This is a genomic window from Scandinavium sp., assembly GCF_032012665.1.
GTDB lineage: Bacteria > Pseudomonadota > Gammaproteobacteria > Enterobacterales > Enterobacteriaceae > Scandinavium.
Window position 1 is genome coordinate 270,074 of record NZ_DALZVG010000002.1, and the last position, 17,749, is coordinate 287,822.

Below are 17,749 nucleotides of genomic sequence, written 5' to 3' on the forward strand. Positions count from 1 at the left end.
AGGTTAAGCAACTATGGATCTGATTCGCTTTCTGATTGATTTTATTTTGCATATTGATGTGCATCTCGCCGAACTGGTCGCTCAGTACGGCGTTTGGGTTTATGCCATTCTGTTCCTGATCCTGTTCTGTGAAACGGGGCTGGTGGTGACACCGTTCCTGCCGGGCGATTCGCTGCTGTTCATTGCCGGGGCGCTGTCCGCGCTGCCGACTAACGATCTGAACGTGCATCTGATGGTTGTGCTGATGGTCATTGCGGCGATTGTCGGTGATGCGGTGAATTACACCATCGGACGACTGTTCGGTGAAAAGCTCTTCAGCAACCCGAACTCAAAAATCTTCCGTCGCAGCTATCTGGATAAAACGCATCAGTTTTATGAGAAACACGGCGGCAAGACCATCATTCTTGCTCGTTTCGTGCCGATCGTTCGTACTTTCGCGCCGTTTGTGGCGGGAATGGGGCATATGTCCTATCGTCACTTTGCGACTTATAACGTGATTGGTGCGCTGCTGTGGGTGCTGCTGTTTACCTATGCGGGCTACCTGTTCGGTGACCTGCCAATTGTGCAGGAAAACCTGAAGCTGCTGATCGTGGCTATCATCGTGCTGTCGGTTCTGCCGGGGGTTATCGAGATTATCCGACACAAGCGCGCCGCAGCGAAGCAGGCAAAATAAACAACGGGCCCTGAAAGGCGGGGAAGTGGCAGCGGTTCGACCACTTTTTTATCCCATGTTCAGGGCTCTTATGTTTTAATGTGCAACATTTCATGGTCTGTAAGCCCTAAAAATGGCATTATTCGCCGCTTACAGCAAAAACTGGCATCGGCCAGGTTCAGGCAGAAAGGTTATCAATGAGCTGGATTGAACGAATTAAAAGCAACATAGCCCCCACCCGCAAGGCGAGTATCCCGGAAGGGGTATGGACCAAATGTGACAGCTGCGGACAGGTTCTGTACCGCGCCGAGCTGGAGCGTAACCTGGAGGTTTGCCCGAAGTGCGATCACCACATGCGAATGTCAGCGCGTAATCGCCTGCATAGCCTGATGGATGAAGGCACGCTCGTGGAGCTGGGTAGCGAGCTTGAGCCGAAAGATTTGCTTAAGTTCCGTGACTCCAAGAAATACAAAGATCGTCTGGCCTCTGCCCAGAAAGAAACCGGCGAGAAAGACGCGCTGGTGGTAATGAAAGGCACGCTGTTTGGCATGCCGGTCGTTGGCGCGGCATTTGAGTTCTCCTTTATGGGCGGCTCAATGGGTTCCGTTGTGGGTGCTCGTTTCGTCCGTGCGGTGGAATATGCGCTGGAAAACAACTGCCCGATGGTCTGCTTCTCCGCTTCCGGCGGTGCTCGTATGCAGGAAGCCCTGATGTCGCTGATGCAGATGGCGAAAACCTCTGCGGCGCTGGCGAAAATGCAGGACCGCGGTCTGCCGTACATTTCCGTTCTGACCGACCCGACCATGGGCGGCGTTTCAGCAAGTTTTGCGATGCTTGGCGATTTGAACATCGCTGAACCGAAAGCGCTGATCGGCTTTGCCGGCCCACGCGTAATCGAACAGACCGTACGTGAAAAACTGCCGCCGGGCTTCCAGCGCAGTGAATTCCTGATCGAGAAAGGCGCGATCGACATGATCGTTCGTCGTCCGGAAATGCGCTTTAAGCTTGCCAGCATTCTGGCGAAGCTGATGAATCTCCCGGCACCGAACCCGGATGCGCCGCGCGAAGCCGTGGTGGTACCGCCGGTACCGGATCAGGAACCAGAGGCCTGATAATGCAAAAGGGCAGGGCCAGACGGCGCTGCCCTTTTTGCTTGTGTTCACCGTTAACTATCGCGGGCATCATGGAAAAAGAACTGACTCCTCTCGCCACGTCGCCCCTCGCTACGTGGCTTTCTTATCTGGAACATCTGCACAGTAAAACTATCGATTTAGGGCTCGCTCGCGTGAGCGAAGTCGCAGCCCGAATGAACGTGCAGAAACCGGCCCCCTTTGTGTTTACCGTGGCGGGCACCAACGGCAAGGGCACGACCTGCCGTACGATTGAATCAGTGCTGACGGCAGCGGGCCTGAAAGTTGGCGTTTACAGCTCTCCGCATCTGGTGCGCTACACCGAGCGTGTGCGCGTGCAAGGGGGTGAACTGGCTGAGTCGGCACACACTGCATCCTTTGCTGAAATCGAAAAGGCACGCGGTGATATCTCCCTGACCTACTTTGAGTTCGGCACGCTTTCGGCGCTGTGGCTGTTTAAGCAAGCGCAGCTGGATGTGGTTATCCTTGAAGTTGGGCTCGGCGGACGCCTGGATGCCACGAATATTGTTGATGCCGATGTGGCCGTGGTGACGAGCATTGCGCTCGATCATACCGACTGGCTTGGGCCCGATCGCGAAAGCATTGGTCGTGAAAAAGCGGGCGTGTTCCGTGGTGGCAAGCCTGCGGTTGTCGGCGAACCCGATATGCCGCAAACCATTGCTGATGTGGCGCAGGAGAAGGGTGCTGTGCTGCTGCGTCGTGGTGTTAACTGGGACTATGACGTACAGAGCAACGGTTGGGCATTCCGAGACGCACAGGGCACGCTAAACGATTTGCCTCTGCCTCTGGTGCCACAGCCCAATGCCGCAACGGCGCTGGCGGCGCTACGCGCGAGCGGGCTCGATGTGAGCGAGCAGGCGCTCCGGGAAGGTATCAGGAATGCGATGCTGCCGGGGCGTTTCCAGATTGTGAGTGAATCTCCGCGGGTGATTCTGGACGTGGCGCATAATCCGCATGCGGCGGCTTATCTCGCCGAACGTCTCAAAATGCAGCCTGCCGCCGGGCGCACGCTGGCGGTCATTGGTATGCTTCATGATAAGGACATCGCCGGAACGCTGGCATGTCTGTCTGACGTGGTGGACGGCTGGTATTGCGCGCCGCTGGAAGGGCCGCGCGGCGCCACGGCGGAACAGCTTGTGGAACATTTGCGGGATGGCGCAGTCTATGCCACTGTAGCGCAGGCGTGGCATGCCGCGATGGCGGATGCACGTCCGCAAGATACGGTGCTGGTGTGTGGTTCATTCCATACGGTAGCCCATGTAATGGATGAGATGGACGCGGGGAGAGCCGGTGGCGAGTAAGTTTCAGAATCGTTTAGTCGGAACCATTGCGCTGGTGGCGCTGGGCGTTATTGTGCTTCCGGGTCTGCTGGATGGTCAGAAAAAGCATTATCAGGATGAGTTCGCGGCGATTCCGCTGGTGCCAAAGCCTGGAGACAAAGACGAGCCGGATATGCTGCCCGCCGTGACGCAGGCGCTGCCTTCTCAGCCACCGGAAGGGGCGGCGGAAGAAGTTAGGGCCGGTGATGCGGCGGCACCGTCGCTGGATGCGTCGCGCTATGCGGCCAATAACAGCGGTAATGAGATGGACGAGACCGCACAGCCCGTGCCGCAGCCGAAGCCAAAACCGGTGGCGCCAAAGCCGCAGGTGCAATCGCCACCAAAACCTCAGCGTGATAATACCAGCCAGCAGCTTGCCGCTGCCGCAGAGGCTCCGCCGGCGCCACAGAAATCTGTCGCAGCGGATAAACCAGCACCAACGGGCAAAGCTTATGTTGTGCAGTTGGGGGCGTTGAAAAATGCCGATAAAGTAAACGAAATCGTCGGCAAGCTGCGCGGGGCGGGCTATCGCGTGTTTACCGCGCCGTCCACGCCGGTACAGGGTAAAATTACCCGAATTCTGGTTGGGCCGGATGCGTCGAAAGATAAGATGAAAGGCTCGCTTGGCGAACTGAATCAGCTTTCCGGGCTGAACGGCGTGGTGATGGGGTACAGCCCGAACTGAGGTTGAATTGCCGGATGGCGCTAAAGCTTGTCCGGCCGACAAAAACGGGCTGAACCATAGGTCGGGCAAACGTAGTTCCGCCCGGCAAAAGTGAAAGCAGGAGACATCATCGGCAGCCGTCGATGGGAGTGAATTAGCCCTTATAAGGCTAAAAACTCAGGTGGCGTTGAACGTTTTTTCAGCGCCATTTTTATTTGGGCGGGGAAAGGAAATCCCTACGCAAACGTTTTCTTTTTCTGTTAGAATGCGCCCCGAACTGGACGACAGGGCGTAAAATCGTGGGACGACTATGGTCTGGATTGATTACGCCATTATTGCGGTGATTGGTTTTTCCTGTCTGGTAAGCCTTATCCGCGGCTTTGTTCGTGAAGCATTGTCACTGGTAACCTGGGGTTGTGCTTTCTTTGTTGCCAGTCATTACTACACTTACCTGTCTGTCTGGTTTACGGGCTTTGAAGACGAACTGGTTCGAAACGGGATTGCTATCGCGGTACTGTTTATCGCGACGCTTATCGTCGGCGCTATCGTTAACTACGTTATCGGTACACTGGTTGAAAAGACGGGCCTGTCGGGAACCGACAGGGTGCTTGGGATCTGTTTTGGTGCGCTGCGTGGAGTGCTTATCGTTGCCGCCATTCTGTTCTTCCTCGACACCTTTACCGGCTTTTCAAAAAGCGATGACTGGCAAAAGTCACAGCTGATCCCGCAGTTCAGCGTCGTCATCAGAATGTTCTTTGACTATCTGCAAAGCTCGTCGAGTTTCTTGCCCAAAGCATAAGCTTTGGGGAGTTCTGAACGAGGAAAATGACGTATGTGCGGTATTGTCGGTATCGCCGGTGTTATGCCGGTAAACCAGTCGATTTATGACGCGTTAACGGTGCTTCAGCACCGTGGGCAGGATGCCGCGGGCATCATCACCATTGATGCAAACAATTGCTTCCGTTTGCGTAAAGCCAACGGCCTGGTGAGCGATGTGTTTGGCGCCGTGCATATGCAGCGCCTGCAGGGCAATATGGGGATCGGTCACGTCCGCTACCCCACTGCAGGCAGCTCCAGCGCTTCCGAGGCGCAGCCTTTCTACGTTAACTCACCTTACGGCATCACTCTTGCGCACAACGGCAATCTGACCAACGCCCACGAGCTGCGCAAGAAGCTGTTTGAAGAGAAGCGCCGCCATATCAACACCACCTCCGATTCTGAAATTCTGCTCAATGTTTTCGCCAGCGAGCTGGATAACTTCCGCCATTATCCGCTGGAAGCCGATAACATTTTTGCGGCAATTGCCGCCACCAACCGCTTGATCCGCGGCGCTTATGCCTGCGTGGCGATGATCATCGGTCATGGCATGGTTGCCTTCCGCGACCCGAACGGGATTCGCCCGCTGGTGCTCGGTAAACGCGACATCGGCGATGGACGCATCGAATATATGGTGGCGTCTGAGAGCGTCGCGCTTGATACCCTTGGTTTTGAATTCCTGCGCGACGTCGCGCCGGGCGAAGCGATTTACATCACCGAAAAAGGGCAACTGTTTACTCGCCAGTGCGCTGATAACCCGGTGAGCAATCCATGCCTGTTCGAGTACGTTTACTTTGCACGCCCGGACTCGTTCATTGACAAAATTTCGGTCTACAGCGCACGCGTGAATATGGGGACCAAACTCGGTGAGAAGATCGCGCGTGAATGGGAAGATCTGGACATCGACGTGGTGATCCCTATCCCGGAAACGTCCTGCGATATCGCGCTGGAGATCGCCCGTATCCTGAACAAGCCGTACCGCCAGGGGTTTGTGAAGAACCGCTACGTGGGCCGCACGTTCATCATGCCAGGCCAGCAGCTGCGCCGTAAGTCCGTGCGTCGTAAGCTGAACGCTAACCGCGCTGAGTTCCGCGATAAAAACGTGCTGCTGGTGGATGACTCCATCGTGCGTGGTACCACTTCTGAGCAAATCATTGAGATGGCTCGTGAAGCGGGGGCGAAGAGAGTTTATCTGGCTTCCGCCGCGCCGGAAATTCGCTTCCCGAATGTCTACGGCATCGATATGCCAAGCGCCACGGAGCTGATTGCCCACGGTCGCGAAGTGGATGAAATCCGCCAGATCATCGGTGCGGATGGTCTGATTTTCCAGGATCTGAACGACTTGATCGACGCGGTGCGCGCCGAGAATCCGGACGTTCAGCAGTTTGAATGCTCGGTATTCAATGGCGTTTACGTGACCAAAGATGTGGATCAGCAGTATCTCGACTATCTCGATACGCTGCGTAACGACGATTCGAAGGCGCTCCAGCGTCAGAATGAAGTGGAAAACCTGGAGATGCACAACGAAGGTTAATCCCGACTACGCCCTCTTGCAGGAGGGCGTCTTTCCTTGCAACTCGCCGTAATTTACGGCACAGTCAGCCCCAGTATGAAGACAGGGCGCAATCATGAAACGACTCATTGTTGGAATTTCCGGTGCCAGCGGCGCGATTTACGGCGTTCGGCTGCTGCAGGTGCTGCGTGATGTCGCAGAGGTGGAAACCCATCTGATCATGAGCCAGGCCGCCCGCCAGACGCTCTCTCTGGAAACGCCTTTCAGCCTGCGTGAAGTTCAGGCGCTGGCAGATGTCGTGCATGACGCGCGCGATATTGCCGCCAGCATTTCCTCCGGTTCCTTCAAAACTGCCGGAATGGTGATCCTTCCGTGCTCAATCAAAACCCTGTCCGGCATTGTTCATAGCTACACTGATGGCTTACTGACGCGAGCCGCTGATGTAGTGCTGAAAGAGCGCCGTCCGCTGGTGCTGTGCGTGCGGGAAACGCCGCTGCACCTTGGGCATTTACGCCTGATGACTCAGGCTGCAGAGATAGGGGCCGTGATCATGCCGCCGGTTCCGGCGTTTTATCATCAGCCACAGACTCTGGATGACGTGATTAATCAGACTGTTAACCGCGTGCTGGATCAGTTTGATATCACCCTGCCGCAGGAGCTGTTCACCCGCTGGCAAGGGGCGCAATAAGCGCACTAAGATAGTGCATCTTTTTGGTGCATGCGTTGCCGTCGGGCGATTTTGTAATCCCGATCAAATCCTCAACATTTAATCCCCTTTTTCACCGTTTAGCGCTGCGGTTTATTTGCCATTGCTGTTATCTTTCATTTCTAAGACAACTCTGCAACTATTCATTAACACACTTAACGCTGTTTTTTTGAGCAGCTCGTTAAGGTGGCATAAAACGTGCAGAGCAGGTCTGCTACACACAACACAACGACATAACACGCAACAGCATCACGACACTTAAGGGTAATGTATGAAGAAGACAGTTCTGGCTCTCTCTTTAATGCTTGGGATCGGCAGTGCTTCCAGCGTCTTTGCTGCGCTGCCGCAGACTGTTCGTATCGGGACTGACGCCACCTACGCTCCGTTCTCTTCCAAGGACGCGAAAGGGGATTTTGTCGGCTTTGATATCGATTTGGGTAATGAGATGTGCAAGCGCATGCAGGTGAAATGCACCTGGGTTGGCAGCGATTTCGATTCCCTGATTCCGTCCCTGAAGGCGAAGAAAATTGACGCCATCATCTCCTCTCTCTCCATCACCGAAAAACGCCAGCAGGAGATTAATTTCTCCGAGAAACTGTATGCTGCTGACTCGCGACTGATCGCGGCGAAAGGTTCGCCGATCGTGCCAACTATCGAATCGCTTAAAGGCAAGCACGTGGGCGTATTGCAGGGCTCTATTCAGGAAACTTACGGCAACGACAAATGGCGTAGCCAGGGCGTCGACGTGGTGGCCTATCAGAACCAGGACCTGATTTATTCTGACCTGGCTGCCGGCCGCCTGGATGCTGCTTTCCAGGATGAAGTCGCCGCGAGCGAGGGCTTCCTCAAACAGCCTGCCGGGAAAGACTTTGCTTTTGCGGGCCCATCCGTGAAGGACAAAAAATACTTCGGTGACGGCACCGGTGTCGGCCTGCGTAAAGATGATACCGAGCTGAAAGCGGCTTTCGACAAAGCCTTCGATTCGCTGCGCAAAGATGGCACCTACGACAAGATGGCGAAGAAGTACTTCGACTTTAACGTCTACGGTGACTAAGACTGTCCTGGCCCGGGTAACCGGGCCTTGCGGGCTGAGCAGTTATCTATACATGTGTGGCATAACCGGGTTTTGCTTTTTGGTGGTGCAATTGATGCACTAAAATGGTGCTATAATGCATAGTTAAGCATCTTTAATGCAAAAAAAGTGCGTACTTGCCCCGATAACCTTTTGCCTTATCCGCATGAATGGTGGCACGATAACTGCTCTGATACTTCTGATTACCCGTTAAATGACAGTCTGTTGAGGATAGTTATGAAAAAACTGGCGTTGTCTCTTTCTCTTGTGCTGGCACTTTCCAGCGTTTCTACGGTCTTCGCAGCCATTCCGCAGAAAATCCGCATTGGCACAGATCCGACTTATGCTCCCTTCGAATCCAAGAATGCGCAGGGTGAACTGGTTGGTTTTGATATCGATCTGGCTAAAGAGCTCTGTAAGCGTATTAATACGCAATGTACCTTCGTTGAGAACCCGCTGGATGCGCTGATCCCGTCGCTGCAGGCGAAAAAAATCGACGCCATTATGTCCTCACTCTCCATTACGGAAAAACGCCAGCAGCAGATTGCCTTCACCGACAAACTCTATGCCGCAGATTCTCGCCTGGTGGTGAAAAAGGGCAGCCCGGTCACGCCGGACCTGGCCACGCTGAAAGGTAAACGCGTGGGCGTTCTTCAGGGCACCACACAGGAAACCTATGGCAACGAGCACTGGGCACCGAAAGGCATCGAAATTGTCTCCTATCAGGGCCAGGACAACATCTATTCTGACCTGACGGCTGGGCGCATTGATGCCGCGTTCCAGGATGAAGTGGCGGCAAGCGAAGGGTTCCTTAAGCAGCCGGTTGGCAAAGATTATCAGTTTGGCGGCCCGTCTATTAAGGATGAAAAACTGTTCGGCGTGGGGACCGGTATGGGCCTGCGTAAAGAGGATAACGAACTGCGTGTTGCCCTGAATAAAGCTTTTGCCGAAATGCGCGCCGACGGCACCTACGACAAGCTGGCGAAGAAGTATTTCGATTTTAACGTATACGGCGAGTAATTGCCGTTTTCACCGTGAGCGCCGACGTTCCCGGGGCTCACGGTGGTTTGACTGACAGGACAGGCTCAATGCTGTACGGGTTTTCACAAGTCATATTACAGGGTGCGCTGGTCACCCTTGAGCTGGCCCTTAGTTCCGTCGTGCTGGCCGTGCTCATTGGCCTGGCGGGGGCTGCGGGCAAGCTGTCCGGCAATCGTGCGCTGGCGCTGCTGTTTGAAGCCTACACCACGTTAATTCGCGGCGTACCGGATCTGGTGCTGATGCTGCTTATCTTCTACGGCCTGCAAATTGCCCTGAACAGCATTACCGATGCTATGGGGCTGACTCAGTTCGATATCGATCCGATGATCGCCGGTATCATTACTCTTGGTTTTATCTACGGCGCTTATTTTACCGAAACCTTCCGTGGGGCGTTTCTCGCAGTGCCCAAAGGACATATTGAGGCCGCAACGGCGTTTGGCTTTACTTCCAGGCAGACGTTTGTGCGGATCCTCTTTCCGGCCATGATGCGCTTTGCGCTGCCCGGAATCGGCAACAACTGGCAGGTTATTCTCAAAGCGACGGCGCTGGTTTCTCTGCTTGGCCTGGAAGACGTGGTGAAAGCCACGCAGCTTGCCGGGAAAAGTACGTGGGAACCGTTCTACTTCGCTATCGTCTGCGGCGTGATTTATCTGGTGTTCACAACGGTCTCTAATGGTGTGCTGCTTCTGCTCGAGCGTCGCTATTCCGTGGGTGTGAAGAGGGCTGACCTGTGATCGAGATTATTCAGGAGTACTGGAAGTCCCTGCTGTGGACCGACGGCTATCGCTTTACCGGCGTGGCGATCACGCTTTGGCTGCTGATTTCTTCCGTGGTGATGGGCGGGATTCTGGCGGTGTTCCTCGCCATTGGTCGCGTCTCCAGTAACAAATACATTCAGTTTCCGATTTGGCTGTTCACCTATATTTTTCGCGGTACGCCGCTCTACGTTCAGCTGCTGGTCTTTTATTCAGGGATGTACACGCTTGAAATCGTGAAAGGGACAGAACTGCTGAATGCTTTTTTCCGCAGCGGCCTGAACTGTACGGTGTTGGCGTTAACGCTTAATACCTGCGCTTATACCACAGAGATTTTTGCAGGGGCCATACGATCGGTTCCGGCAGGTGAAATTGAGGCGGCTCGCGCCTATGGTTTTTCCGGCGTGAAGCTCTACCGCTGCATCATTTTGCCTTCGGCGCTGCGTATTGCGCTTCCGGCCTACAGCAACGAAGTGATTCTGATGCTGCACTCCACGGCGCTGGCTTTTACCGCGACCGTGCCAGACCTGCTGAAAATTGCCCGTGATATTAACTCCGCAACCTACCAGCCGTTCACCGCGTTCGGCATTGCTGCGGTGCTGTATCTGATTATCTCTTATGTGCTGATTAGCCTGTTCCGTAAAGCGGAAAAACGCTGGCTGCAACATGTGAAACCCTCTTCGACACACTGAGAACATCATGCCTGACAACAAACTAAACGTTATCGATCTGCACAAGCGCTACGGCGAACATGAGGTGCTGAAAGGGGTATCACTGAAGGCCAATGCGGGCGATGTGATCAGTATTATTGGCTCGTCCGGCTCAGGAAAAAGTACCTTCCTGCGCTGCATCAACTTTCTCGAAAAACCGAGCGAAGGCAATATTGTGGTCAGCGGGCAGACGATTGGTCTGGTGCGCGACAAGGACGGCCAGCTGAAAGTGGCGGATAAAAACCAGCTGCGCCTGCTGCGTACCCGCTTAACGATGGTGTTTCAGCACTTCAACCTGTGGAGCCACATGACGGTGCTGGAAAACGTTATGGAAGCGCCGATTCAGGTGCTCGGCCTCAGCAAGCAGGAAGCGCGTGACCGCGCGGTCAAATACCTGGCAAAAGTGGGCATCGATGAGCGCCAGCAGATTAAATATCCGGTGCATCTTTCGGGCGGCCAGCAGCAGCGTGTCTCCATCGCGCGAGCGTTAGCCATGGAGCCTGAAGTGCTGCTGTTTGATGAACCCACCTCCGCGCTCGATCCTGAGCTGGTGGGGGAAGTGCTGCGCATCATGCAGAAGCTGGCGGAAGAGGGGAAAACCATGGTGGTGGTGACGCATGAGATGGGCTTTGCCCGCGATGTCTCTTCCCACGTGATTTTCCTGCATCAGGGGCGGATCGAAGAAGAAGGGCATCCTGATGAGGTATTCGGTAATCCGAAAAGCACCCGTTTACAGCAGTTTCTTAAAGGTTCTCTGAAGTAAAACTCTCCCCTCGTCTGCATGGCGAGGGGCCTTATTTTACCCGCCGATAGACCCAGTCGTCGTAAAATACGCCGTTTATCTCAACAGCCTTTTCCAGAACCTGCTCGCGCACAAAACTCAGCTTTTCCAGCAGCCTCACCGAGCCGCTATTTTCTGCCAGCACCCAGGCGTTAATGGCGGAAAGCCCAAGTGTGCAAAAACCATACTCACAGACTGCGTTCACGGCCTCTTGCGCATAACCTTGCCCTTGTGCCTGCGGCAATAGCGCGTAGCCAATATCCGCTTCCTGTGGATTCGCTGAGCTGATTTGTAATCCAACGTCTCCTACGGCTTCACCCTGTCTGTCTCGAATAATAAAAATGTTTCCACCCAAGCGTGAGTTGAATTTCAGCCTGATAGCTTCCTCAGAAAGCAGCGCCCCCATAAAGCGCGTCACTTGCGGATCGCGACGTAGCGTCAGGAAACAGGGCCAGTCTGCTTCACGCAGCGGAGAAAGCGTCAGTCGTGATGTGATGAGCTCGGGCATTTTGGTTCCTGAATCATTGAGTAATAACGGCGGTATTTTGCTGTTCAAGCTGTTGCAGATAGTGCAGCACCCTGTTTTTTTCGAGCGAAGAGCGGAGCTGTAACGCAAGGTTCAGGCTGTCCAGAATGTGTGCATTGGCAATCAGCGGGGATTCCGCTGGTATACGACCTTCGCTTGCCAGCCAGTCAACAACGGTGCGCCAGTGCCAGAGAGGAGAGTTGCCTTTAACGCGCTGCACCGGGCCAGGAAACTGGCGTGAGCCCCTGGTGCCATCTTTAAGCAGAGCGATAGCCTGTCGGGTGAGGCCTGTCAGCTCAGCGATGTCGCTGAGCCCGACGAGGGTTGAATCGACCGACTCCACGCGGGCGCCCAGCCCGGCGGATTCAATGTTATTGACGGCGGAGAGCACGGCCTGAGCCAGGCTTTCGCTTTGCCGATCGAAATCGAGGTAGACCGAGGTGCCGTAGAAACAGATCAGCGCATCGTCGCAGCCTGCGGTAAACAGGGCGTCTTCAAGCCCTTGTGTGTCGGCGGTGACGCCTGAAAGCGTCAGAGTAAAATTGAACAGCGGCATAAGTGGCTCCCTGGAGTTTTTCTGGCTTTTTAGGTTTCAGGTTCGATGGCAAGTGGCAAACAGCTTTCGATCTTTCTGATTATTTGCCTGGCATGATGTTGCGGACTGCCGGGCGTAGACCAGATACTCATCATGTGCTGGCGATGTTCGGGTATGCCGCACTTCAGGCGTCCATAGCAGTGTGAACTGTTACCACCTGAAGTAAAAATCCAGCCCTGAGACTCGGCATAGCGAATTGCTGCGCGAATGTGTTTATCAGGATGTTCCTTCATCATTCTTTCCTGTGCAGTATGCATAGTGAGTTGACGCATGTCAACATTCTTGTTGCGCAAAAAAACATCGCTGCGCAAACGGAGAGAGTACGCGTAGTCAGGGGAAATAAGATCGGCGTAAAGCGAAAATGGGTAGGGAAATTAACGAATTGCGGCCAGCATTCCAGCGCTATTGCAAACGTTGCACTGGAATGTACCGTCAGAGCGTGATGGGGTTACCTTCAGGCAAGCACGTCTGCCAGCGCTTCCTCAAGATCGTACCAGCGAAAGGCAAAGCCTGAATCCTCCAGTCGTTTCGGCAGCGCGCGTTGGCCGCCTAACACCAATACGGAAGATTCGCCCATTAGCAGTTTTACCGCCATGGCCGGAGCGCGCAGAACGGCAGGGCGATGCAGGGCGTGCCCGAGCGCGTGGGCGAACTGCTCATTACGCACCGGATAAGGGGAAACCAGATTGAACGGGCCGCGCAAATCATTATTCAGCAGCCACAGGATCCCGTTTACCATATCGTCGATGTGGATCCATGCCAGATATTGCCGACCGTTACCCATCGGGCCGCCCAGGCCAAGCTTGAAGGGAGGCACCATTTTGCCGAGGATGCCGCCTTTTGGCGCTAAGACCACGCCGGTACGCAAAAGACAAACGCGGGTTGTGTCACTCTGTGCGCCGCAGGCGATTTGCTCCCAGCGAGCGCATAGCTTGTGGGTAAATTCGTTATGAGGTGGCTCTTCTTCCGTGACGACAACTTCGCCAAGATCGCCATAATAACCGGCAGCTGAACCTGAAATCAGTACGCGCGGCGGCTGATCGCTTGCGGCAAACAGATCCACCAGTTTTTGGGTGATTTGCCAGCGGCTGTTGCACAGGCGCTGTTTTTGTTCTTCGGTCCAGCGCTTATCGGCAATGGGCTCTCCGGCGAGATTAATGACGGCATCAATGCCGTCAAGCGTGCTGCGCGCGTTGAGTCCTTTCCAGAACTCAACGCGCGCATCCAGCTGCTGACGTGCTTTGTCAGGGCTGCGGGTAACGACAATAACGTTGTGTCCTGATTCCAGCAGGCGTGGAATCAAATGACGGCCTATCAGGCCGGTGCCACCGGTAATCAGGATCTTCATACCCCCTCCGGGTTGTACTTAACGCCGCCAGCTCATGGTCATGGAGACGGAGTCGGCATACCGCAGCGCGTGAAGTTTATCGATTTCTACTTCAGCATAAGTGACCCAGTGATGTTCGCATGCGATGTTGAGCACATCCTGAGTTAATTTTTCCAGCAAAGAGAATCGGTTGTTTTCCACATGCCCGATGATGCGTTTGGTAATCGTGCGGTAATTCAGCGCATCGTTGATGTCTTCACTTTCCCTCGCGTTTTCCGCCGGGTAGTGGATGGTCACATTAATGACGATATCCTGGCGATTAGCGATTTCTTCTTCTTTGATGCCGATAAAGGTACGCAGGCGCAGGTTCTTGATACGAATAATGGCGTCTGGCTGAGACATTGCAGGCTTCCTCCTTGTTGTTATCCCGGCCATGATACACAAACTCCCTTTATTACGCGTGGACCTTCTGCATAGCCCGTTCGGTTGCCGGGCGCTGGCGAATGCGCTCAACCCAGTTGTTCACGGCCGGGAAGTTTTGCAGATCGATGCGCTGGCGCTGATGGGCATTGATCCACGGCCAGCAGGCGATATCAGCAATGCTGTAATGCTCACCGCCAAGCCAGGGGCAGGTTTCCAGACGTTTGTTCAGCACGTTATAAAGACGCTGGGTTTCAACCTGATAGCGTTCAATGGCGTAGGGGACAGGCTGCGGAGCGAAATGGTTAAAATGATGGTTTTGTCCAAGCATTGGCCCCAGACCGCCTACCTGCCAGAAAAGCCACTGCAGCGTTTTATGTCTTTCCCGCAGCTCACCGCTTAATAGTTTTCCCGATTTTTCCGCCAGGTAGAGCAGGATTTCACCTGATTCAAACAGGCTCAGCGGTGCGCCGCCGTCGGCGGGAACATGGTCGACAATGGCAGGAATTTTATTGTTTGGGGAAAGCGAAAGAAACTCCGGGCGAAACTGGTCGCCTTTGCTGATATCTACGCGAATGATGCGGTACGCGAGCTGGGCTTCCTCCAAAAAAAGCGTAATTTTGTGGCCGTTTGGCGTAGGGGCGTAATAGAGGTCAATCATTTTAACTCCCGGATTTGGGTTATTTTCATGACAACAGGAGTATAGGTGCTTAAGACAATTGTGTGAGTTTTCATCAAGTGACAGCTTCACAAAGACGCGATATGTTGATGTTTCTCCCCGCAAGCCGTTGAGGAAGCTATGACTCGTCCTGTGATTACGCTGTGGTCCGATGCCCATTTTTACTCGCCGTATGTGATGTCCGTGTATGTTGCTTTACAGGAAAAAGGACTGACGTTTAGCCTGAAAACGGTTGATTTGAACAAAGGTGAACACTTACAGGCGGGCTGGAAAGGATACGGCTTAACCCGTCGCGTGCCGCTGCTGGAAGTGGATGCCTTTGAGCTGTCCGAGTCCTCGGCCATTACTGAATTCCTGGACGAGCGTTTCGCGCCGCCGCAGTGGGAACGGCTCTATCCTCACGATATTGAAAAGCGTGCCCGTGCCCGGCAAATTCAGGCGTGGCTGCGCAGTGACTTGATGCCAATCCGTGAAGAGCGTTCCACCGACGTCATTTTTGGCGGTGTGAAAAAGCCTGTGCTGACGGCAAACGGCCAGGCCGCCGCCGCAAAGCTGTTCGATACAGCAGGCGCGCTGTTGTCACACGGTAAACCCAATCTGTTTGGTGAATGGTCGATTGCTGATACCGATCTGGCGCTGATGCTGAACCGGCTCGTCCTCAACGGTGACGACGTCCCGGAAGCGCTTGCCGATTACGCGGCATTCCAGTGGCAGCGCGCATCAGTCCAGCGATTCGTCGCGCTGTCAGCTAAACACGCAGGCTGAACCGGGCAGGATAATCCGTTAATATAGTGCGGTTTTTCGTGGAGGAATAATTGATGAAACTGATGTTTGCGTCAGACATTCACGGCTCCTTGCCCGCCGCTGAACGCGTACTCTCTCTGTTTGCTCAAAGTGGGGCGCGCTATCTGGTTATCCTGGGAGATGTGCTTAATCACGGCCCGCGCAATGCTTTGCCAGAAGGGTATGCTCCCGCCGATGTCGCAACGTGCCTGAACAGCGTTGCCGACAGGATTATTGCCGTGCGGGGCAACTGCGACAGTGAAGTGGATCAGATGCTGCTGCACTTTCCCCTTACCGCGCCGTGGCAGCAGGTGCTAACGTCCAGTCAACGCTTGTTTTTGACGCACGGTCATCTGTTTGGCCCGGACAACGTGCCAGCCCTGTCCGCTGGCGATGTGCTGGTTTACGGCCATACTCATATTCCGGTCGCCGTTCGTAAAGGGGAAATCTTCCACTTTAATCCTGGCTCCGTGAGTATCCCAAAAGGCGGCTACAGCGCCAGCTATGGCATGATGGAGAGCAATAAACTGCGTGTTTTAGCACTCAATGATCAACGCGTTATTGCAGAGGTCGCAATTAATCCGTAATTTACCCGACAACCGTAAACGCGCCGCGAGAGCGCTTTTAAAGAGAAGGTTTCCTGATGGTGGAGCAGAATTTGGCAAGCACAGAATGGGTGGATATCGTTAACGAGGACAATGAGGTCATTGCCCAGGCCAGCCGTGAGCAAATGCGTGCGCAGTGCCTGCGTCATCGCGCTACCTACATTGTGGTTCATGACGGTATGGGAAAGATTCTGGTGCAGCGCCGTACTGAAACCAAAGATTTCATGCCGGGAATGCTGGATGCCACAGCGGGCGGCGTGGTGCAGTCAGATGAAGAATTACTGGATTCTGCGCGCCGTGAAGCGGATGAAGAGCTGGGTATTGCCGGTGTCCCGTTTGCCGACCACGGTCAGTTTTACTTCGAAGATAAGCATTGCCGCGTCTGGGGCAGCCTTTTTAGCTGCGTCTCGCACGGCCCGTTTGCGTTGCAGGAAGAAGAAGTGAGTGAAGTATGCTGGCTGACACCGGAAGAGATCACCGCGCGCTGTGATGAATTCACACCGGATTCCCTGAAGGCGCTGGCGCTGTGGATGAGCCGCAATGCCAACAACGAAGCGCAAAAAGAAGAAGAAATCGAGTAATATTCAACAGCTGTCCCGCAGGCATAAGCGTGCGGCGATGGCGCTTTTTTCCTCCCACTCTTGATCGTTCAGACGCGCCAACAGCGCGCGTCCTGCTTCAATCCCAATCTGTCGGTGCGGTACCGAAATGGTGGTCAGCGGCGGCTGACACACGCGGCTGACGTCGCTGTCGCCGAAACCCACAATCGCCAGCTCGTCCGGCACCTTGATACGTCGACGCTGGCACTCGTACAGCGCACCACAGGCTAATTCATCCGAAACGCAGACCAGCGCATCCAGCTCCGGCCAGGCCAGCAGAAACTCCGGCAGCTGTGAGGCCCCGGTGGAGAAGGTGGGGGGCTGTGCGGCATTAATGACTCGCGTAGGGGACATATGATGGCGCAGCATCGCTTTATACCAGCCCTGCAGGTGCTGCTGAAAGATCCACTGCTCCTGGTTGGCGCACAGCAAACCAATATTCTGATATCCGCGCTGAATCAGCATTTGCGTCAGCTCGAACATCGCTGCGACGTTATCAATACCGATATTCATATCGAGTGGGTCGGCGCGCTTTGCGCCAATTTCCATCACGGGAATCGAGCTGTTCTCCAGCCACTGGCGGGAGGTATCGCTGTGTTCGACGCTGAGCAGAATGGCTGCGGCTATGTTTGAGGCGAGTAACGTCTCCAGCAGTTTTTCTTCCTGATCGAGATGGTGACGGGATTCCGCCAGCATGATTTGATAGCCCGCAGGCTGAAGCACCTGTTGTAACCCGGCGAACATCTCCGAGCAACCGGATTCGGCCAGGCTTGGCACCACCATGCCGATGGTCCATGAGGATGCCGAGGCCAGCGCGCTGGCCGCCAGGTTTGGCATATATCCCAGTGTCTGCACCGCGGCTTCAATCTTTTCCCGCAGCTTATCGGAAACCTGCTCCGGCGTGCGCAAAGCACGGGAAACGGTCATTGTTCCCACGCCAGCCAGCTGTGCCACATCTGCCAGCGTGACTTTTCCGGTGCCGCGGCGTTTTCGGGTCAGAGACATGCTTCTTCCTGATTGAAATCTCGTTTTGAA

22 protein-coding genes are annotated in these 17,749 nt (G+C 54.6%); 15 read left to right on the forward strand and 7 right to left on the reverse strand.

Translation table 11 applies throughout. The features are described 5' to 3' along the window. Positions 1–13 precede the first annotated feature (13 nt). From RTU33_RS03160 to hisP, 12 genes are all read left to right on the forward strand, one after another. Positions 14–673, forward strand: a complete 660-nt coding sequence (locus tag RTU33_RS03160; RefSeq protein WP_312625227.1) for a DedA family protein — start codon at positions 14–16, stop codon at positions 671–673. A 176-nt stretch (positions 674–849) separates the two neighbouring features. Continuing rightward, complete coding sequence (accD, locus tag RTU33_RS03165; RefSeq protein WP_176504257.1) at positions 850–1,764, forward strand: acetyl-CoA carboxylase, carboxyltransferase subunit beta; 915 nt, start codon at positions 850–852, stop codon at positions 1,762–1,764. 71 nt (positions 1,765–1,835) lie between these two features. Further along, a complete protein-coding gene (gene folC / locus RTU33_RS03170; protein ID WP_312625230.1) occupies positions 1,836–3,104 on the forward strand; it encodes a bifunctional tetrahydrofolate synthase/dihydrofolate synthase in 1,269 nt (422 codons plus the stop codon). Then, entirely contained in the window at positions 3,094–3,807 is a 714-nt protein-coding gene (gene dedD, locus RTU33_RS03175) for a cell division protein DedD (protein ID WP_312625231.1), read from the forward strand. The genes folC and dedD overlap by 11 nt, the downstream gene beginning before the upstream one ends. Before the next feature lie 289 nt (positions 3,808–4,096). Then, the gene (gene cvpA, locus RTU33_RS03180) at positions 4,097–4,585 is read left to right on the forward strand and encodes a colicin V production protein (RefSeq protein ID WP_312625232.1); all 489 of its coding nucleotides are present in this window, start codon (positions 4,097–4,099) and stop codon (positions 4,583–4,585) included. 33 nt (positions 4,586–4,618) lie between these two features. Continuing rightward, positions 4,619–6,136, forward strand: a complete 1,518-nt coding sequence (purF, locus tag RTU33_RS03185) for an amidophosphoribosyltransferase (protein ID WP_312625233.1) — start codon at positions 4,619–4,621, stop codon at positions 6,134–6,136. A gap of 94 nt (positions 6,137–6,230) precedes the next feature. Then, positions 6,231–6,803: a UbiX family flavin prenyltransferase gene (locus RTU33_RS03190; protein ID WP_312625234.1), complete on the forward strand. Its 573-nt coding sequence runs from the start codon at positions 6,231–6,233 to the stop codon at positions 6,801–6,803. A gap of 289 nt (positions 6,804–7,092) precedes the next feature. After that, positions 7,093–7,875 (forward strand): lysine/arginine/ornithine ABC transporter substrate-binding protein ArgT, encoded by a 783-nt coding sequence (gene argT / locus RTU33_RS03195; protein WP_312625235.1) that lies wholly within the window; start codon positions 7,093–7,095, stop codon positions 7,873–7,875. Between the two features lie 255 nt (positions 7,876–8,130). Next, positions 8,131–8,913, forward strand: a complete 783-nt coding sequence (gene hisJ, locus RTU33_RS03200; protein WP_312625236.1) for a histidine ABC transporter substrate-binding protein HisJ — start codon at positions 8,131–8,133, stop codon at positions 8,911–8,913. 68 nt (positions 8,914–8,981) lie between these two features. Continuing rightward, on the forward strand, positions 8,982–9,668 hold the full coding sequence (locus RTU33_RS03205; RefSeq protein WP_312625237.1) for a histidine ABC transporter permease HisQ: 687 nt from the start codon (positions 8,982–8,984) through the stop codon (positions 9,666–9,668). Beyond that, a complete protein-coding gene (hisM, locus tag RTU33_RS03210) occupies positions 9,665–10,381 on the forward strand; it encodes a histidine ABC transporter permease HisM (RefSeq protein WP_312625238.1) in 717 nt (238 codons plus the stop codon). Before RTU33_RS03205 ends, hisM begins: the two co-directional genes overlap by 4 nt. A gap of 7 nt (positions 10,382–10,388) precedes the next feature. Then, positions 10,389–11,162 carry a histidine ABC transporter ATP-binding protein HisP gene (gene hisP, locus RTU33_RS03215; protein WP_312625239.1) on the forward strand — a complete coding sequence of 258 codons (774 nt, stop codon included), beginning with the start codon at positions 10,389–10,391 and terminating at the stop codon, positions 11,160–11,162. A gap of 31 nt (positions 11,163–11,193) precedes the next feature. Here the strand turns inward: hisP and RTU33_RS03220 are convergent, their stop codons facing one another. The 6 genes from RTU33_RS03220 to yfcG all read right to left on the reverse strand — a co-directional run bounded on the left by RTU33_RS03220 (position 11,194) and on the right by yfcG (position 14,709). Further along, positions 11,194–11,688 carry a GNAT family N-acetyltransferase gene (locus RTU33_RS03220; RefSeq protein WP_312625240.1) on the reverse strand — a complete coding sequence of 165 codons (495 nt, stop codon included), beginning with the start codon at positions 11,686–11,688 and terminating at the stop codon, positions 11,194–11,196. A 13-nt stretch (positions 11,689–11,701) separates the two neighbouring features. After that, entirely contained in the window at positions 11,702–12,262 is a 561-nt protein-coding gene (locus RTU33_RS03225) for a DNA-binding protein (RefSeq protein WP_312625241.1), read from the reverse strand. Positions 12,263–12,291: 29 nt separating this feature from the next. Further along, complete coding sequence (locus RTU33_RS03230) at positions 12,292–12,534, reverse strand: hypothetical protein (protein WP_312625292.1); 243 nt, start codon at positions 12,532–12,534, stop codon at positions 12,292–12,294. Positions 12,535–12,755: 221 nt separating this feature from the next. Then, positions 12,756–13,649, reverse strand: a complete 894-nt coding sequence (locus RTU33_RS03235) for a TIGR01777 family oxidoreductase (protein ID WP_312625242.1) — start codon at positions 13,647–13,649, stop codon at positions 12,756–12,758. An 18-nt stretch (positions 13,650–13,667) separates the two neighbouring features. Then, positions 13,668–14,030, reverse strand: coding sequence for a dihydroneopterin triphosphate 2'-epimerase (gene folX / locus RTU33_RS03240; protein ID WP_312625243.1), 363 nt, complete (start codon positions 14,028–14,030; stop codon positions 13,668–13,670). A 52-nt stretch (positions 14,031–14,082) separates the two neighbouring features. Further along, positions 14,083–14,709, reverse strand: a complete 627-nt coding sequence (yfcG, locus tag RTU33_RS03245) for a GSH-dependent disulfide bond oxidoreductase (RefSeq protein ID WP_312625244.1) — start codon at positions 14,707–14,709, stop codon at positions 14,083–14,085. 138 nt (positions 14,710–14,847) lie between these two features. Here yfcG and yfcF point away from each other — a divergent pair, with 138 nt between their 5' ends. The 3 genes from yfcF to yfcD are packed head-to-tail and all read left to right on the forward strand — an operon-like array spanning position 14,848 to position 16,696. Continuing rightward, a complete protein-coding gene (gene yfcF / locus RTU33_RS03250) occupies positions 14,848–15,492 on the forward strand; it encodes a glutathione transferase (RefSeq protein WP_312625245.1) in 645 nt (214 codons plus the stop codon). A gap of 53 nt (positions 15,493–15,545) precedes the next feature. Then, entirely contained in the window at positions 15,546–16,097 is a 552-nt protein-coding gene (gene yfcE / locus RTU33_RS03255; RefSeq protein WP_312625246.1) for a phosphodiesterase, read from the forward strand. 56 nt (positions 16,098–16,153) lie between these two features. After that, positions 16,154–16,696, forward strand: a complete 543-nt coding sequence (gene yfcD / locus RTU33_RS03260) for an NUDIX hydrolase YfcD (RefSeq protein ID WP_312625247.1) — start codon at positions 16,154–16,156, stop codon at positions 16,694–16,696. Positions 16,697–16,699: 3 nt separating this feature from the next. Here yfcD and RTU33_RS03265 read toward each other — a convergent pair whose 3' ends face one another. Then, entirely contained in the window at positions 16,700–17,719 is a 1,020-nt protein-coding gene (locus RTU33_RS03265; RefSeq protein WP_312625248.1) for a LacI family DNA-binding transcriptional regulator, read from the reverse strand. Positions 17,720–17,749 lie beyond the last annotated feature (30 nt).

Coding starts and splice junctions, on each gene's coding strand:
- accD (WP_176504257.1), top strand. CDS start 850: ATGAGCTGGATTGAACGAATTAAAAGCAACATAGCCCCCACCCGCAAG.
- RTU33_RS03205 (WP_312625237.1), top strand. CDS start 8,982: ATGCTGTACGGGTTTTCACAAGTCATATTACAGGGTGCGCTGGTCACC.
- RTU33_RS03265 (WP_312625248.1), bottom strand. CDS start 17,719: ATGTCTCTGACCCGAAAACGCCGCGGCACCGGAAAAGTCACGCTGGCA.
- purF (WP_312625233.1), top strand. CDS start 4,619: ATGTGCGGTATTGTCGGTATCGCCGGTGTTATGCCGGTAAACCAGTCG.
- hisP (WP_312625239.1), top strand. CDS start 10,389: ATGCCTGACAACAAACTAAACGTTATCGATCTGCACAAGCGCTACGGC.
- RTU33_RS03160 (WP_312625227.1), top strand. CDS start 14: ATGGATCTGATTCGCTTTCTGATTGATTTTATTTTGCATATTGATGTG.
- yfcE (WP_312625246.1), top strand. CDS start 15,546: ATGAAACTGATGTTTGCGTCAGACATTCACGGCTCCTTGCCCGCCGCT.
- yfcD (WP_312625247.1), top strand. CDS start 16,154: ATGGTGGAGCAGAATTTGGCAAGCACAGAATGGGTGGATATCGTTAAC.
- RTU33_RS03190 (WP_312625234.1), top strand. CDS start 6,231: ATGAAACGACTCATTGTTGGAATTTCCGGTGCCAGCGGCGCGATTTAC.
- folC (WP_312625230.1), top strand. CDS start 1,836: ATGGAAAAAGAACTGACTCCTCTCGCCACGTCGCCCCTCGCTACGTGG.
- folX (WP_312625243.1), bottom strand. CDS start 14,030: ATGTCTCAGCCAGACGCCATTATTCGTATCAAGAACCTGCGCCTGCGT.
- argT (WP_312625235.1), top strand. CDS start 7,093: ATGAAGAAGACAGTTCTGGCTCTCTCTTTAATGCTTGGGATCGGCAGT.
- yfcG (WP_312625244.1), bottom strand. CDS start 14,709: ATGATTGACCTCTATTACGCCCCTACGCCAAACGGCCACAAAATTACG.
- hisJ (WP_312625236.1), top strand. CDS start 8,131: ATGAAAAAACTGGCGTTGTCTCTTTCTCTTGTGCTGGCACTTTCCAGC.
- RTU33_RS03220 (WP_312625240.1), bottom strand. CDS start 11,688: ATGCCCGAGCTCATCACATCACGACTGACGCTTTCTCCGCTGCGTGAA.
- RTU33_RS03225 (WP_312625241.1), bottom strand. CDS start 12,262: ATGCCGCTGTTCAATTTTACTCTGACGCTTTCAGGCGTCACCGCCGAC.
- RTU33_RS03230 (WP_312625292.1), bottom strand. CDS start 12,534: ATGAAGGAACATCCTGATAAACACATTCGCGCAGCAATTCGCTATGCC.
- RTU33_RS03235 (WP_312625242.1), bottom strand. CDS start 13,649: ATGAAGATCCTGATTACCGGTGGCACCGGCCTGATAGGCCGTCATTTG.
- cvpA (WP_312625232.1), top strand. CDS start 4,097: ATGGTCTGGATTGATTACGCCATTATTGCGGTGATTGGTTTTTCCTGT.
- yfcF (WP_312625245.1), top strand. CDS start 14,848: ATGACTCGTCCTGTGATTACGCTGTGGTCCGATGCCCATTTTTACTCG.